The organism is Roseiarcus fermentans, assembly GCF_003315135.1.
Lineage (GTDB): Bacteria > Pseudomonadota > Alphaproteobacteria > Rhizobiales > Beijerinckiaceae > Roseiarcus > Roseiarcus fermentans.
This window is the reverse complement of sequence record NZ_QNRK01000005.1, coordinates 177,279-193,203: the sequence shown is the minus strand read 5'-3', so window position 1 is coordinate 193,203 and position 15,925 is coordinate 177,279. Positions and strand designations below refer to the sequence as shown.

The following is a 15,925-nucleotide window of genomic DNA, read 5'->3' as shown; positions in this document are numbered from 1 at the left end:
TTCCGCCCATGCCCGCCCCCAAGAAACCCGGCCGAACGCCCAAGTCCAAGGCGTCGCGGCCCGACCTGCAGCCGCTCGGCGATCATCTCGCGGCGCTGCTCAACCCCGCGCTGGTCGAGCCCAGGCCCGACGGCTTCGGCGAAACGCCACAGCCGAAATTCGAATCCGCCGCGCCCGACAGCCATCCGCGCGGCCTCAGCGGCGCCACCGCCACCATCGAATCGCTGAAGGCGCTGCTCGAACAGGGCGACCCCAACATCCGCGACCGCCCCGCCTGGACGCCGCACCGGCCGGCGCGGCCGGACAAGTCGGAGGGGGGGCGCGCCTTCCGCATCGTGTCGGAATACGAGCCGCGCGGCGACCAGCCGCAGGCGATCGTCGAGCTGGTCAAGGGGATCGAGGCCAACGAGCGCGACCAGGTGCTGCTCGGCGTCACCGGCTCGGGCAAAACCTTCACCATGGCCAAGGTGATCGAGGCGACGCAGCGCCCGGCGCTGATCCTCGCTCCCAACAAAACCCTCGCCGCCCAGCTCTATGGCGAGTTCAAGAGCTTCTTTCCCGACAACGCGGTCGAATATTTCGTCTCCTACTACGACTATTACCAGCCGGAAGCCTATGTCCCGCGCACCGACACCTACATCGAGAAGGAATCCGACATCAACGAGCAGATCGACCGGATGCGCCACGCCGCCACCCGCGCCGTGCTGGAGCGCGACGACGTGATCATCGTCGCCTCGGTGTCGTGCATTTACGGCATCGGCTCGGTCGAGACCTACACCGCGATGACCTTCTCGCTGAAGCTCGGCGACAAGATCGACCAGCGCCAGCTGATCGCCGACCTGGTGGCGCTACAATACAAGCGCTCGCTCGGCGATTTTTCCCGCGGAATCTTTCGCGTGCGCGGCGACACGATCGAGATCTTTCCCGCCCACTACGAGGATCGCGCCTGGCGGGTCGGCTTCTTCGGCGACGAGATCGAGGCGATCGCCGAATTCGACCCGCTGACCGGGCACAAGACCGCCGACCTTGAATTCGTAAAGATCTACGCCAATTCCCACTACGTCACGCCGCGCCCGACGCTGCTGCAGTCGCTCGCCGGCATCAAGCACGAGATGAAGATCCGGCTCGACGAGTTGAACGCCCAGGGGCGCTATCTCGAGGCGCAGCGGCTCGAGCAGCGCACCGTGTTCGACCTCGAGATGCTCGAGGCGACCGGCTCCTGCGCCGGCATCGAGAACTATTCCCGCTACCTCACCGGCCGCCGCCCCGGCGAGCCGCCGCCGACCCTGTTCGAGTACCTGCCCGACAACGCGCTGATTTTTTGCGACGAGAGCCACGTCACCATCCCGCAGATCGGCGGCATGTACCGCGGCGACTATCGGCGCAAGGCGACGCTGGCCGAATACGGTTTTCGCCTGCCCTCGTGCATGGACAATCGTCCCCTGCGCTTCGAGGAATGGGACGCGATGCGGCCGCAGACCGTCAGCGTGTCAGCGACGCCGGGCCATTGGGAAATGGAGCAGACGGCAGGCGCGTTCGTCGAACAGGTGATCCGCCCGACCGGCCTGATCGACCCGCCGGTCGAGATCCGCCCCGCCCGCGCCCAGGTCGACGACCTGCTCGACGAGGTCAAGGCGGTGGCGCAGCGCGGCTACCGCTCGCTGGTCACGGTCCTGACCAAGCGCATGGCCGAGGACCTGACCGAATATCTGCACGAGAACGGCGTCCGGGTGCGCTACATGCACTCCGACATCGACACCATCGAGCGGATCGAGATCATCCGCGACCTGCGCCTCGGCGCGTTCGACGCGCTCGTCGGCATCAATCTCTTGCGCGAGGGGCTCGACATCCCGGAATGCGCGCTGGTCGCCATTCTCGACGCCGACAAGGAAGGGTTTTTGCGCTCGGAGACGTCGCTGGTGCAGACCATCGGCCGGGCGGCGCGCAACGTCGACGGCCGAGTGATTCTCTACGCCGATCACATCACCGGCTCGATGGAGCGGGCGATGGAGGAGACGCGGCGGCGGCGCGAGAAGCAGACCGCGTTCAACGAAGCCAACGGCATCACGCCGGCGACGATCAAGCGCGGCATCCAGGACATTCTGGGCTCGGTCGCGGAAGCCGACCACGTCACCGTCGACATCGGCCTCGCCGACGGGGCGCTTGTTGGTCACAACCTGCACGGCGCCATCGCGGACCTGGAAAAGCGGATGAAGGAGGCGGCCGGCAACCTCGAATTCGAGGAGGCGGCGCGGCTGCGCGACGAGATCAAGCGCCTGCAGGCGGTGGAACTGGCGGTCGGCGACGACCCGCTGGCGCGGCAAGCCGACGTCGAGGCGAGCGCGGGCGCCTACGCGGGAGAGCGCAAGTACGGCCGCGCGGCCAACATGCCGGCGCACCGGCCGCACAAGCCGGCCGACGAGGACATGGGGCCGCACAATTTTGGCGGCGGCGAGGCGCGGCCGAAGGGGGGAGCGGGGGCGAGGCGGAAAAGACAGGGGTAAATACCGCGACTCATGCGATGGGCTGTTCCAATGTTGGTGAACACGGCATGAATAACAAGCGTATCCGGCCAGATCGCATCGGCAGCATTGGCGAAGGGCGTTTTAGAGAGCTTTGCGAGTTGGCAGGGCTGGCGATCAGCAAGCCCTTTCCGGATATGACAGGCAAAGATTTCAGCGTCGAGTTTGACTTTGTTGAACCGATTCGATCTCTTACACTTGATACGAGGCCTTCGGCACTTGAGTTTATTGCGCAGGTTAAAACCATCGGACACTCTTCAAGGCGGGTCAGTCTTGATCTGAGGGTTGCAGAACGCCTGGTACGGAACCCGACGCCAACCTTTCTTGTGATCGTCCGGCTCCCGCACGGAGCACGCGAAGATCAGGCGATTCCGGACGTCGAGATATCTCTAATTCACATTCATAACGGTATTATTGAGACAATATTGAAGCGACTGCGAGAAGAACACCTTCAAGGGTCAACTGAATTAAATAAGAAGACTGTCTCGTTTGGTATTAAAAAGTCCTACCCGGTGGGTCAGGATCCATTAGAGCTTAAGAAATATTTATTATCGTGTATTGGCAATGATATTTTTAAATATATCGATATCAAGCGCGAGTTTGTGGCCTCCTGTGGGTACGAGCAAGGTCGATATCGCGTAAGTCTCGAGTTCGACAAATTATCTATCGATGACTTTTATGATGGTATTCTAGGACTTACAGACCTTCCGGCCATCAGAGTTGATCATTTTGACCGTCGCTTTGGTATTTCCATATTAAATGAAGCCGAATCAATCGGTGGGCGGTCTATACTTAAATTTGAGCCAAGTGCCTGCGCGACAGTGAAACTGTCAGTTACCGGTCGAAATAGCGGCAAGTCAATATTTCTTGATGGAGAGCTTTTTCTTCCAGACCGGTTCATCACTGAAGGCGTATTCAGATTTCGAGTGAAGACAACGTTAATCGAGTGGATGGTTGGAAATGAGGGAGTCCGTGTGTTTTTATCTGAGGATCGACATCGAGAGCCGCATCCTCTCGAAACATTTTTGAGGGCTTACGATTGTCTCTGTATGGTCGCTGAAGAGCCATTTAACGTTATCTTTAGTATTAAAGGAATGTCGGACATAGTATTTAATGTCGACAGAACGGAAAGTGCCTCTGATATGACTTTTTTTGCTGCCATGATTCCTGTTCTTGAGGCGGCAATGGAGCTACGTAAACGTGCTAAAGCCTCCGACAAACCAATTCTCATAGGCGATTTGATTGAACAGAGATTTCATATAACCAGCATATACAAACTTCTCACTGGTTCTACAGATATTAATATGAGTTTTCAAACCGATTTACCTGTCCAGAGTCTACATTTGCTGCCTTCGGACGCACTGTATATCGTGCGCTTCGCAGTCGGTAGTTCATTCTACGGGTGTGCATTTCGGTCCCGAATTGAACCGAAAGCGGAGTGTGATCGTGTAAATTGGGTTTGCTCACAGCTTACGTTACTTGATACTGATGAATTATCGGGGGATCTGCGAAGCGAGTATCTGAACTTTAGAGAAAGACTAATTTCAATAAGCGGAATCAAATCGGTAATAGAAGAATCGATCATTTCCAAAAGAAAATCTTCATCGGATGCTGAACCCGCTGAGGGCCTGCAATCGCCTTCGCCCCCGGTGTGAATGAAGGGCATTCTCAACGGCGGGCGCCGCGCCTCCCCGGAATCCGCGATGCGTCTCGGCCGTTACTTCGGCGCCAGCGCGCGGTTCTAGCTCAACCTCCAGACGAGCTATGAACTGGCGACGGCGGAGGTGGAGATGGGAGAGCGGATCGCGGCGGAGGTGACGCCGGCGGCGCCGTGATCGCCGGGCGCCCGGGACGGCGGCCCCCTTCCCCAACGAAAGTTGGGGAAGGTGTCGCGAAGCGACGGATGGGGTGTGGGCCGACCCCTCCACGCTGGGAGCATTGCACGACCGTCGCAGCCCCAGGGGCACACCGAGCCCTGCTTTCCATACCCCATCCGTCGCTTCGCGACACCTTCCCCGGCGAAGCCGGGGAAGGAAGGACCGACGCCATCCTCACAACCAATTGCCGGCTGGCCGTCGGGAAGCCGATAGCGGCGAAAATCCCTGACGTCGGCGGTCAGAATATCCCTGACGCCCGTCTCCGCCGCGAGCCAGTCCGGCGTCGCGTCGGCCAGATCCACCTGGCGCTTGCCCGGCTCCGTGTATCGCTCCGTCGAGCCGTCCCGCCGCCGAGGCGATGAGCCTCGAACGGGTAGACCTGGACGCCGCGTCCTGCCCCGACCGAGCGCGATCGTCGCTCGCGGCGCTTAGCGGATCGTCGCCGACCCCGAGTCTCGGGCGGGCGGCTTCGGGCCCGGCCATACGAACGCCACGATGCGCCCGGCGACTGTCTGCCTGACGAGGAGACAGACCCATGAGCGTCGATTCCAGCGCCATCCCTCCCGACGACCCGACCCGCGCGCTGACCGTGGCCGACCGGGACAGTCCCGGCGTCCGGCACGTGGCGTTGGTCGGCGACACCTACAGCATCCTCGTTTCCGGCGAAGACACTGCGGGAGCGTATTGCCTGATCGACATGCTCGTGCCCGACGGCGGCGGGCCGCCTCCGCATCGTCACGACTTCGAGGAGAGTTTTACCCTGCTCGAAGGCGAACTTCTGTTCACCTTTCGCGGCCGGGCCACGACCGTCCACGCCGGTTCGACCGTGAACATCCCGGCCAACGCTCCGCATGTCTTCAAGAACGTGTCCGGCGCGCCGGCGCGTATGCTGTGCCTGTGCGTTCCGGCCGGACTCGACGCGTTCTTTGTCGAAGTCGGCGACCCGCTGGATAGCCGCACGTCTCCGCACCCCGAGCTGGACGCCGAGCAGAGGAGCGAGCGGAGCCGGCGAATCGCCGCGCTCGCTCCCAACTATCGCACCGAACTGCTGCGCCGGTAGTCGGCCCCGCGGAGGCGGGGACTCCGGCGGAGCGCCTCTGCTCGTTTAGTAATAGTGGTGGTACGGGTGATGGTAATACCCATACCGATGGTAGTAATGCCGGTGGTTGGTCATCGAATTGCCGATCGCCGCGCCGCCGACCCCGCCGACCACAGCCCCGACCGGGCCGCCCACGACTGCGCCGCCGACCGCCCCCGCGACGCCGCCGGTGACCGCGCCGGTCTCGTTCGCAAGCGCCGTGTGCGAGGCGGCGAGCGTCAGCGCGGCCGCCGAAGCCGCGACGAGAATCCTGGAAACCATCATAACCTCCGCTCTGGAAGGACGCTCTGGCGCGCCCGTCGCTGCGAGGTGAACGCGTCAACCGCGACCGAGTTCCGCGCGGCGCGGGACGACCCCGGGAAGAGGCGCGCCGGTGGCGTCCTGAACGCCAGGCGCCCTACCAATTTCCGGATCGCCACGCCGCGCTCGTCCTTCTATAGGGGGACCGCGCCGCCGCCCGGAATCGGGCGGCGCCCCCGAGGGCGCGGGTCTTCGGCGGGACGCCGGCGCCCTCCTCGTCCCTGCGGGTGAAAACCATGAACCTCATCTCGATCGCCGCCGGCTTGCTCGGCCTCGTCGACCTCGTGCTCGCCGCCGTCTATTTCCTCGTGCCGGCCGGCGGCCTGCCGTCGTTCCTGCCGGGGTTCGAGCCGGGCGGCACGCACATCCACGTCACCCATGGGATCGGCGCGCTGGTCTTCGGGCTCGTCCTGCTCGGCCTCGCCTGGTTCTCGCGCGAGTCGAAGGCGGCGTAGTCGCGCCTCGTCCCGAGCCCTCGCGCGGCGGGCGCCTTGAAAGCGGCGGTAACGAACGCCAGATTCGTCGCGAACAGCGACAGTCTTTCGATGCGAAGGGAGCGGGTCCATGGCCGATACGATCGAGCGCGCGGTGCTTGCCGGCGGGTGTTTCTGGGGCATGCAGGATCTGATCCGCCGTCTGCCGGGGGTGATCGCGACCCGGGTCGGCTACACCGGCGACGACAGGACGCCGAACGCCACTTATCGCAACCACGGCGACCACGCCGAGGCGATCGAGATCGCGTTCGACCCCACGAAGACGAGCTACCGGGCGCTGTTGGAGTTCTTCTTCCAGATCCACGACCCGTCGACCCGCGACCGGCAGGGCAACGACCGCGGCCGCAGCTACCGCTCGGCGATCTTCTTCGTCACCGACGAGCAGAAGCGCGTGGCGCTCGACACCATCGCCGACGTTGAGGCCTCCGGCCTGTGGCCGGGCAAGGTGGTGACCGAGGTCGTGCCGGCCGGGCCGTTCTGGCAGGCCGAGCCCGAGCATCAGGACTATCTCGAGCGCTATCCCAACGGCTACACCTGCCACTTCCCGCGCGCCGGCTGGGTCCTGCCGAAGCGGGCCGCCGCCGAATAGCGGCCGGCGCCCGCGCCGCTTCGGCGCGGGCGATTGCCCCCGATCGGTTCGCCCGCTAAGGGAGGGCCCGCGGCGTTTTCGCGCGCCAGCGCGGAGGCGTTTTCGACTGGCGGGGCCTGCCAATTTCTGGCAAGGAGGCCCGGGCCGCGTGGCCGCCAGTATTCGGAGAGCCCGACGGTGCAAGTCGAAGACACGGCCATCCCTGCTGTGAAGATCGTGACGCCGAAGAAGCACGGCGACGCCCGCGGCTTCTTCTCGGAAACCTACAACAGGGACGCCTTCGAGGCCGCCGGCCTGGACTTGACCTTCGTTCAGGACAATCATTCGTATTCCGCGCCGGCCGGGACGCTGCGCGGGTTGCATTTCCAGACCGCGCCGTTCGCCCAGGACAAGCTGCTGCGCGTCGCCCGGGGCCGAATTCTCGACGTCGCGGTCGATATTCGCCGCGCGTCGCCGACGTTCGGCAAATATGTCGCGGTGGAGCTGTCGGCGGAAAACTGGCGCCAGTTGCTGGTGCCGATCGGCTTCGCCCACGGATTCGTCACGCTCGAGCCGGACACCGAGGTCCTGTACAAGACCACGGCGGTCTATTCGCCGGCCAACGACCGCGGCGTCGCCTGGGATGACCCGGACATCGGGATCGCCTGGCCGCTGCCGCCGGGCGGTCCGACGCTGTCGGACAAGGACAGGCGCTGGCCGCGGCTGAAGGACGCTGCGGAGCTGTTCGGCTGATGCGCATCGCGGTCACGGGGTCGAGGGGACAGGTCGCGACGTCGCTGCGCGAGCGGGCGGGGCCGGAGGTCGAGATCGTCACGCTCAGCCGGCCGGACTTCGCGCTCGAGGACCGGGACGGCGTTCTCGCCGGGATCGCCGCGGCGCGCCCCGACGTGGTGATCAACGCGGCCGCCTACACCGCGGTCGACAAGGCCGAAAGCGAGGAGGCCGTCGCGACGAGGGCCAACGCCGACGGCGCCGGCCACGTCGCCGAGGCCGCGGCCCGCGCCGGCGCGCCGCTCCTGCACCTGTCGACCGACTACGTGTTCGACGGCGCGCTCGACCGCCCCTATCGCGAGGACGATCCGACCGGCCCGACCGGCGCCTACGGGCGCTCCAAGCTCGCGGGCGAACGGCTCGTTTCGGAGCGCTGGGCAAACAGCGCCGTGTTGCGCACCGCCTGGGTCTACAGCCCGTTCGGCGGCAATTTCGTCCGCACCATGCTGCGCCTGAACGAGACCCGCGACGAGGTCGGCGTGGTCGCCGACCAGCGCGGCAATCCGACCTCGGCGCTCGACATCGCCGACGCGCTGATCGCGATCGCCCGGCGCCTCCGCGACGACGCGACGCCCGCGCTGCGCGGCGTGTTTCACATGACCGGCGGAGGCGAAGCGACCTGGGCGGACCTCGCCGAGGCGGTGTTCGCCGAGGCCCACGCCCGCGGCCGCCGCCTGACGCGGGTCAGGCGCATCTCGACGTCGGACTATCCGACGCCGGCGCGCCGTCCCGCCAACTCGCGGCTCGACAATGCGAAGCTCGCCCGGGTCTACGGGCTCGCGCTGCCGCCGTGGCGGGAGTCGGTCGCGGCTTGCTGCGCCCGGCTGCTGACCTGACCGTGGAGATGAACGACATGCGTAAGGTCCTGGTGACGGGCGGCGCGGGATTCATCGGGTCGGCGCTGTGCCGTCACCTGGTCGGCGCCGGCGTCGACGTGCTCAACGTCGACAATCTCACCTATGCCGGCAACCTGGCGTCGCTCGCGACCATCGGCAACGCGCCGAACTACCGCTTCGCCAAGATCGACATCTGCGACCGGGCGGGAATCGCGGAGGCGCTGGCGGGGTTCCGGCCGGATCACGTCATCCACCTCGCCGCCGAGAGCCACGTCGACCGCTCGATCACCGGCAGCGACGCCTTCATCCAGACCAACATTCTGGGCACGTTCTCGCTGCTCGAGGCGGCGCGCGCCCACTGGCTCGGCCTTTCCGGCGACGGGCGCGAAACCTTCCGCTTCCTGCACGTGTCGACCGACGAGGTCTACGGCTCGCTCGGGCCCGACGGCCTGTTCGTCGAGACCACGCCCTACGACCCCAGCTCGCCCTATTCCGCCTCCAAGGCGGCGTCGGACCACCTCGTCTCCGCCTGGGCGCACACGTACAAGTTCCCGGCCGTCATCTCCAACTGCTCCAACAACTACGGGCCCTATCACTTCCCCGAGAAGCTGATTCCGCTCGTCATCCTCAACGCCATGCACGGCAAGCCGCTGCCGGTCTACGGCGCCGGGACCAACGTGCGCGACTGGCTCTATGTCGAGGACCACGCCCGCGCCCTCGACGTCATCGTGAGCCGTGGCCGGATCGGCGAGAAATACAACGTCGGCGGCCGCAACGAGCGGCGCAACATCGACGTCGTGCGCACGATTTGCGCCATTCTCGACCGGCTGAAGCCCGCAGTCCGGCCTTACGCCGATCTGATCACGTTCGTGGCCGACCGTCCCGGGCACGATCTGCGCTACGCCATCGACGCGACCAAGCTCGAGCGCGAGCTCGGCTGGCGGGCGCAGGAGACGTTCGACACCGGGATCGAGAAGACGGTGCGCTGGTACCTCGACAACGAATGGTGGTGGCGGCCGCTGCGCGAAAAGGTCTACGCCGGCGAGCGACTCGGCGTGCTGGCCGAGGACCCGCCGGTCGCGATCGGAGTCGACTCATGAAGGGCGTCATTCTGGCCGGGGGCTCGGGCACCCGTCTGCATCCGATCACGCTGGCCGTCTCGAAGCAGCTCGTGCCGGTCTACGACAAGCCGATGATCTACTATCCGCTGTCGGTGGCGATGCTGGCCGGAATCCGCGAGGTTCTGATCATTTCGACGCCGCACGACATGCCGATGTTCCGCCGCCTGCTCGGGGACGGCGGCCAGTGGGGCATGCGCTTCGAATACGCCGAGCAGCCGACCCCGAACGGGCTGGCCCAGGCCTTCGTCATCGGCGAGGCGTTCGTCGGCGGCGACCCGGCGATGCTGGTCCTCGGCGACAACATCTTCTACGGGGCGGGGCTGAGCGAGCAGTTGCGACGCGCAGCTTCCCGCGCCAAAGGCGCGACGGTGTTCGCCTATCACGTGCCGGACCCGGAGCGCTACGGCGTGGTGGAGTTCGACTCGTCGTTCCGCGCCCTCTCCATCGAGGAGAAGCCCTCGAAGCCGCGGTCGAACTGGGCGGTGACCGGCCTCTACTTCTACGATGCGCAGGTGGTCGAGATCGCCAAGGCGCTGAAGCCGTCGGCGCGCGGCGAATACGAGATCACCGACGTCAACCGGGTCTATCTCGAGGCCGGCTCGCTCAGCGTCGAGCGCATGGGCCGCGGCTACGCCTGGCTCGACACCGGAACCCCGGATTCGCTGGTGGACGCCGCGGCTTTCGTGCGTACGCTGGAAGTGCGTCAGGGGGTGAAGATCTGCTGCCCGGAGGAGATCGCCTACGATCAAGGCTTCATCGGCGCCGCCGAACTCGGGGCGCTCGCCGACCGGTTCGGCAAGAGCGCCTACGGCCAGTACCTGCGCTCGATCCTGTCTGAGCGGCGCGAGACAAGGATGCGGTGACGACAACGCCCGTCGACGGGCCGGGGGGCTCGAGGCCAACGGCCCGGCAAAACGGAACCAGACGATGAAAAGCCGCCCGAGGAGTCCGGTTCCGCATCCGCCGGAGCCTTTCGACAGGGTAAGGCCCCTGCCGTCGCCGCTGTCGTCGCTGGCCAGCGACGATCCGGAGGCGGCGGCGCGCGTGCTCGCCATCCTCGAGTCTCCGTCCTATCGCCTCGCCAGCGAGGACATCGACTTCCTCTCAAGCGACGCCGTGCGGGGCTTGCGCCTGCAGATGGACTACCTGAAGCCCGAGTTCGGGCTTCGCGCCGCCAAGGTCGAACGCACGATCGTGGTGTTCGGCAGCTCGCGCATCTGCGAGCCGGGAGAGGCGCTTCGGCGCGTCGAAGCCTTGCGGGCAAAGCGTCCTTCGGGCGACGCGCCGGACTACGAGAGAAGCCTCGCGATCGCCGAGCGCCTGCTGGCCAACAGCCGCTATTACGAGATCGCCCGCGCGTTCGGCCGGATCGTCGCCGAGGCGAACGCCGCCGCCGGCGACGGGCGGACGTTGATCGTGACGGGCGGCGGCCCGGGCGTCATGGAGGCGGCCAACCGCGGCGCGTTCGAAGCCGGGGCCGAGTCCATCGGCCTCAACATCAGCCTGCCGCGCGAGCAGTTTCCCAACCCCTACGTCTCGCCGGAGCTGTGCTTCAACTTCCATTATTTTGCGCTGCGCAAGCTGCATTTCCTGCAGCGCGCGATGGCGCTGGTGGCGTTTCCGGGCGGCTACGGCACGCTCGACGAGTTGTTCGAGGTCCTGACCCTCAGCCAGACGCGAAAGATCCGGCCGATGCCGATCGTGCTCGTGGGCGAGCAGCACTGGCGCAAGACGGTCGATTTCGACTTCCTCGTCGACGAGGGGGTCGTCGATCCCGAGGACCGGGACCTGTTCTGGTACGCCGAGACCGCGGACGACATCTGGGCCGGCATCGAGAAGTGGGAGCGGGAAAGGGCCGAGCGCTTCGACCCGGAGGCGTGACGCCGGCTTCCGGCGGGACGCGGGGACGGAACCGGAAAGCCGGAATTGCGGCTTCGGCCTCAAGGACGTAGAGTCCGCCAGCTCTCATTCGGAGGGGAGGAACGGTGACGGAAAAGCCGCGTCGGGACGAATGGAAGGCGACCAGGCCGGGCTTCGATACGGCGCGGGCGCTCCGGTCGATCGTGACGGTTCAGTCGTCGATTCCGGAGGACGCGTTCACCGCCAAGACGCTCGGCGAGCAGCGGACCGGCAGCGGCGTGGTGATCGGCGAGAACGGTCTGGTTCTGACGATCGGCTACCTCGTCACGGAAGCCGAAACCGTCTGGCTCGCGCGGGCGGACGGGCGCGTCATTCACGCCCACGCGCTCGGCATCGACTCGGAATCGGGCTTCGGCCTGGTTCAGGCGCTCGAGCCTCTCGACTGTCCGGCGCTGGAACTCGGGCGCTCGGACCTGGCTCGGCTCGGCGATTCCATTCTCGTCGCCGCCGGCGGCGGGACGAAGCCCGTGCAGGCGGAAATCGTCGGCAAGCAGGAGTTCGCCGGCTACTGGGAATATTATCTCGACGAGGCGATCTTCACCGCGCCGGCGCACCCCTTCTGGGGCGGCGCCGGCGCCATCGGGGCCGACGGCCGGCTGATCGGAATCGGCTCCCTCCACGTCGAGCAGTCTCCGGAGCGCGGCGGGCCGCGGGACGTCAACATGATCGTGCCGATCGGCCTGCTGCCGCCGATCCTCGACGACCTTCTGACCTACGGCCGGGTGAACAAGCCGGCCAGGCCCTGGCTCGGCGTCTATTCGGCGCAGAACGAAGGCGAGATCGTCGTGGCGGCCGTGTCGGAACCCGGTCCGGCGGCGAATGCGGGGCTTCGTCGCGGCGATATTCTGGCCTCGGTCTGCGGGGACGAGGTGACCGATCTCGGCGACTTCTACCGCAAGGTCTGGGATCTGGGAGAGGCCGGCGTCGAGGTGCCGATCGAGATCATTCGCGACGGGCGCGCGCTCGGCGTGAAAATCCGTTCCGCCGATCGCGCCGCGTTCCTGAAACGGCCGCGGCTGCAATAGCGGCGTCGTGCGGGCTTTCGGAATCAAGGACAACCCGAAAAGGGTCGCCGCACACGGCGGTGCGCCAGCAGCCGCGCGCAAGAGCCGCGACTGCCTCGCCCTATGACGCATCCTTGATTGCGAAAACCCACTCTCGACGCCAACTCCCCCGACGCCGCATGATTATATTCACCATAGATCGCCGGGCTCGGCTGTGACGACCGTCACACTCTGGACACATTTTTGACACGTGGAATGCGAATGTGAGGCCGGATGGGCAGGCGCGACGATCGCGTCCTCAGGTCCGATAGGCGCGCATCCAGCCGAGGCCCGCTTCCGCGGTCGTCGTCGGGCGATACTCGCATCCGATCCAGCCGTCGTAGCCGAGCCGATCGATGAAGGGGATGAGAAAGCCGTAGTTGATTTCGCCCGTGCCCGGTTCGCGCCGCCCAGGATTGTCGGCGATCTGGATGTGCGCGACGCGCGCCGCCGCCGCCTCGAGCCGCCGGGCGAGATCGCCCTCCATCACCTGCATGTGATAGATGTCCGCCTGAAGCCAGAGGTTCGGCGACCCGACGCGCTCGATCAGCTTCAGCGCGTCGTCGCTCCGGGTGAGAAAGAAACCGGGCATGTCGCGGTCGTTGATCGGCTCGATCAGGAGCCGCACGCCCCGCCGCGCGGCGGCGTCCGCGGCGAAGGCGAGATTGTCGACCAGGGTCGCTTCAAGCGCCCGCCGGTCGGCGCCGGCGGGAACGATCCCGGCGAGGCAGTTCAGCCGCAGGCAGCCGAGCGCATCGGCGGTGTCGAGCGCGACGGCCAGCCCGTCGCGGAACGCCGCGACGCGGTCCGGACGAATCGCGAGTCCCCGCTCCCCCGCGTCCCAGTCGCCCGCGGGCAGGTTGAACAGCGCCTGGGTCAGGCCGTGGTCGGCGAGGCGCGCGGCGATGGCGCGCGGATCATGGCCATAGGGCGACATGTACTCCACCGCCTCGAACCCCGCCGCGGCGGCGGCGGCGAAACGGTCGAGAAACGGCAGCTCGGTGAACAGGAAGCTGAGATTGGCGGAAAATTTCGGCACGACGATCGCCCCTTCCCGCTTCAGCCGGTCTTGACGAGCCGGGCGGCGAAAAACCCGTCGAGCCCAGAGCGGCGGGGATTATCGCCCCAGAGATGAAACGGCAGCGTCCGCAGTTCGCCGGCCGGCGTGAGACATTGGGACAGGCCGCCGATCTCCCCGACCGAGATCGGCGACCTCGCGACGTCGGGGTTGCGCCGAAGCAGGGCGGTGATCTGGGCCTCGCCCTCCTCGGGCTCGAGCGAGCAGGTGCAGTAGACGATCGGTCCGCCGGGGCGGGTCAGCGCGACCGCCTTGTCGAGCAACTGCGCCTGCAGCTTGACCAGGACGGCGAGATCGGCGGGGCGCTTGAGCCAGGCGACGTCGGGGTGGCGGCGGATCGTGCCCGTGGCGGTGCATGGCGCATCGAGCAACGCCGCGTCGAACAGCGGCGCGTCGAAGGCGAGGGCGTCGGCCACGACGATGTCGGCGTGCAGCTTCAGCCGTTCGAAATTGGCGGCGAGGACCTTCAGCCGTTCCGCGGACCGGTCCACCGTCACCACCGAGGCGCCGGCCGCGGCCAGTTCGGCGCTCTTTCCGCCCGGCGCCGCGCACAGATCGACCACGCGCAGTCCGGCGCGCGGGCCCAGAAGCCGCGCCGGCAGCGCCGCGGCCGCGTCCTGCACCCACCACTCACCGTCGCCATAGCCTTCGAGCTCGGCGATCGGACGGTGGGAATCGAGGCGGACGGACCCGGTCGGCAGCACGACGCCGCCGAGGCGATCCGCCCATTGCTGCGGGTCGCTCTTCACGCTGAGGTCGAGGGTCGGCTCGCAGCGGTTCGCGGCGGCGATCGCGCGCGCGGCTTCTTCGCCCCAGGTCGCGCGCCAGCGCGCCGCGAGCCAGGGCGGCGTGTCGTCGTCGAGCGGATCGGAGGCGGCGAGAATGGCGTCGCGATCGCGCGCCACCGCCCTCAGCACCGCATTGGCGAGCCCCGCGAACGGCGCGCTGGCTGCGTCCGCCCGCGCCGCCCGCACGGCGAGGTCGACCGCCGCGTGATCGGGCGTCTCCATGAAGAGAAGCTGGGCCGCGCCCGCGACCAGCGTCCATTCCAGCGCCCCGCAGCGGCGCGGCAGGCCCTTTTCCATTCTCTGGGCGAGGGCCTTGCGGATCGTGCCGAGGCGTCGCAGCGCAACCGTCGCAATCGAGCGCGCGAGCGCCCGGTCGCGCGGGTCGAGGCGAGGATCGCGAAGAGACAGGTCGGCGGCGAGCCGCTCGTCGACCGGCCTCGCCATCGTCACGGCCTCGACGACCGCCCGCGCCGCGGCGATCCGGGCGGTGAGCCCGGGCTGCGGCGGCTCGGGCGTTCGAGCCCGGGGTCCGGAAAATCCGCGCTGCTGTCTGATCACCCGCGCCTCTTTCTCGAATCGTTCCGGCCGCTTTCGTCGCCAGTCTATACGGGATTTTTGGGGCTGACTTGAGTCAGACGGCCGCCCCGGCGCGAAAAGGCGACGCCAATGGCCACCGCCATGCCCGCCTCCGGGTGAGACGACAATAGTGTTAACTGGCAGATTCACCCGATTAACCGAGATCATGTCAGATTACATGACGGCTTTTGACACAATATCGCCCGCTCAATCGCCCCGGAGCCGTCCGGGACAGGCCGAGACGGTTGCTAAAGATTATTTATTGCCGCAATCTCGCGGCGACTCTTGAAACGTTATTGCTGCATCGCAAGAGATATGCTAGTCACGACTTCGACCGAAGCGAAGGTGGTTCGAAGCGGTCACAAGACCGGATTTGGAGTCTTCCCATGACACGGATCGCAGTGTTCGCCGTGGTCAGCGCAGGTCTTGCCGCGATCATCGACGGCTCGGTCGCCGATCCGGCGAGTTGGGCGATCGTTCTGGCGGGGGTCGCCGGCAGCGAATACCTCTCGCGGCGTTCGAAGACGCCGATCGGCATCGAGGACTGACAGGCGCGAGGTCCGACCGAAAGAATGGGCGCGAGGTCTTGCGCGGATCCGTTGTCGAGGACGCGCAGGGGTCGACGGGTCGGACCCAAGGACCCCCGGGGCTCGTCCCCGCCCCGCGCCCGGCCCTTGCAGGCGCAGTTAGGCGCAGTCCGCGCAATTGACATCGCCGCCGCGCGCGCCTAAAGACCGGCCCTTCGTCAGGTTTCCGCCTCGTCGATCAAGCCGTCCGTTCCTCGCGATCGGCGGTCCCCGTCCGGCTGCGCGTCGCGCTCCCGGGCGCGATTGGCGTTGGATGAACGCGCGAATGGCGAATGGCGAGTAGCGAGGAGAGGGCGTCTCGGCCTGACCTTTCGCTCTTCACCC

Annotated in this window: 15 protein-coding genes; 12 read left to right on the top strand and 3 right to left on the bottom strand. The window is 66.5% G+C overall.

The window, feature by feature from the left end:
* Positions 1-8 precede the first annotated feature (8 nt).
* The 3 genes from uvrB (at position 9) to DFR50_RS06250 (ending at position 5,459) form a co-directional block, all read left to right on the top strand.
* Positions 9-2,504 carry an excinuclease ABC subunit UvrB gene (gene uvrB, locus DFR50_RS06255; protein WP_113888326.1) on the top strand — a complete coding sequence of 832 codons (2,496 nt, stop codon included), beginning with the start codon at positions 9-11 and terminating at the stop codon, positions 2,502-2,504.
* Positions 2,505-2,551: 47 nt separating this feature from the next.
* The gene (locus DFR50_RS31230) at positions 2,552-4,177 is read left to right on the top strand and encodes a hypothetical protein (RefSeq protein WP_147262663.1); all 1,626 of its coding nucleotides are present in this window, start codon (positions 2,552-2,554) and stop codon (positions 4,175-4,177) included.
* Between the two features lie 757 nt (positions 4,178-4,934).
* Complete coding sequence (locus DFR50_RS06250) at positions 4,935-5,459, top strand: cupin domain-containing protein (protein WP_113888325.1); 525 nt, start codon at positions 4,935-4,937, stop codon at positions 5,457-5,459.
* Positions 5,460-5,504: 45 nt separating this feature from the next.
* On the opposite strand, the gene DFR50_RS31930 is transcribed toward DFR50_RS06250, so the two are convergent.
* Positions 5,505-5,759: a hypothetical protein gene (locus tag DFR50_RS31930; RefSeq protein WP_170153074.1), complete on the bottom strand. Its 255-nt coding sequence runs from the start codon at positions 5,757-5,759 to the stop codon at positions 5,505-5,507.
* 275 nt (positions 5,760-6,034) lie between these two features.
* Between DFR50_RS31930 and DFR50_RS06240 the strand changes: the two genes are divergently transcribed.
* The 8 genes from DFR50_RS06240 to DFR50_RS06205 all read left to right on the top strand — a co-directional run bounded on the left by DFR50_RS06240 (position 6,035) and on the right by DFR50_RS06205 (position 12,554).
* Positions 6,035-6,253, top strand: coding sequence for a hypothetical protein (locus tag DFR50_RS06240; RefSeq protein WP_113888324.1), 219 nt, complete (start codon positions 6,035-6,037; stop codon positions 6,251-6,253).
* A 109-nt stretch (positions 6,254-6,362) separates the two neighbouring features.
* The gene (gene msrA, locus DFR50_RS06235; protein WP_113888323.1) at positions 6,363-6,881 is read left to right on the top strand and encodes a peptide-methionine (S)-S-oxide reductase MsrA; all 519 of its coding nucleotides are present in this window, start codon (positions 6,363-6,365) and stop codon (positions 6,879-6,881) included.
* A 177-nt stretch (positions 6,882-7,058) separates the two neighbouring features.
* Positions 7,059-7,613 (top strand): dTDP-4-dehydrorhamnose 3,5-epimerase, encoded by a 555-nt coding sequence (gene rfbC, locus DFR50_RS06230; RefSeq protein WP_113888322.1) that lies wholly within the window; start codon positions 7,059-7,061, stop codon positions 7,611-7,613.
* Entirely contained in the window at positions 7,613-8,488 is an 876-nt protein-coding gene (gene rfbD / locus DFR50_RS06225) for a dTDP-4-dehydrorhamnose reductase (RefSeq protein WP_113888321.1), read from the top strand. Before rfbC ends, rfbD begins: the two co-directional genes overlap by 1 nt.
* Positions 8,489-8,505: 17 nt before the next feature.
* Positions 8,506-9,588: a dTDP-glucose 4,6-dehydratase gene (gene rfbB / locus DFR50_RS06220; protein WP_113888378.1), complete on the top strand. Its 1,083-nt coding sequence runs from the start codon at positions 8,506-8,508 to the stop codon at positions 9,586-9,588.
* The gene (rfbA, locus tag DFR50_RS06215) at positions 9,585-10,472 is read left to right on the top strand and encodes a glucose-1-phosphate thymidylyltransferase RfbA (RefSeq protein WP_113888320.1); all 888 of its coding nucleotides are present in this window, start codon (positions 9,585-9,587) and stop codon (positions 10,470-10,472) included. The genes rfbB and rfbA overlap by 4 nt, the downstream gene beginning before the upstream one ends.
* A 64-nt stretch (positions 10,473-10,536) precedes the next feature.
* Positions 10,537-11,490: an LOG family protein gene (locus DFR50_RS06210; protein ID WP_113888319.1), complete on the top strand. Its 954-nt coding sequence runs from the start codon at positions 10,537-10,539 to the stop codon at positions 11,488-11,490.
* 179 nt (positions 11,491-11,669) lie between these two features.
* Complete coding sequence (locus tag DFR50_RS06205; RefSeq protein WP_245427385.1) at positions 11,670-12,554, top strand: S1C family serine protease; 885 nt, start codon at positions 11,670-11,672, stop codon at positions 12,552-12,554.
* Positions 12,555-12,831: 277 nt separating this feature from the next.
* Here DFR50_RS06205 and hyi read toward each other — a convergent pair whose 3' ends face one another.
* Positions 12,832-13,611 carry a hydroxypyruvate isomerase gene (gene hyi, locus DFR50_RS06200; protein WP_113888318.1) on the bottom strand — a complete coding sequence of 260 codons (780 nt, stop codon included), beginning with the start codon at positions 13,609-13,611 and terminating at the stop codon, positions 12,832-12,834.
* Positions 13,612-13,631: 20 nt separating this feature from the next.
* On the bottom strand, positions 13,632-14,996 hold the full coding sequence (locus DFR50_RS06195; protein WP_245427368.1) for an RsmB/NOP family class I SAM-dependent RNA methyltransferase: 1,365 nt from the start codon (positions 14,994-14,996) through the stop codon (positions 13,632-13,634).
* Positions 14,997-15,400: 404 nt separating this feature from the next.
* On the opposite strand from DFR50_RS06195, the gene DFR50_RS31925 reads away from it, so the two are divergent.
* Positions 15,401-15,562 carry a hypothetical protein gene (locus tag DFR50_RS31925; protein ID WP_170153073.1) on the top strand — a complete coding sequence of 54 codons (162 nt, stop codon included), beginning with the start codon at positions 15,401-15,403 and terminating at the stop codon, positions 15,560-15,562.
* The last annotated feature ends 363 nt before the right edge of the window (positions 15,563-15,925 follow it).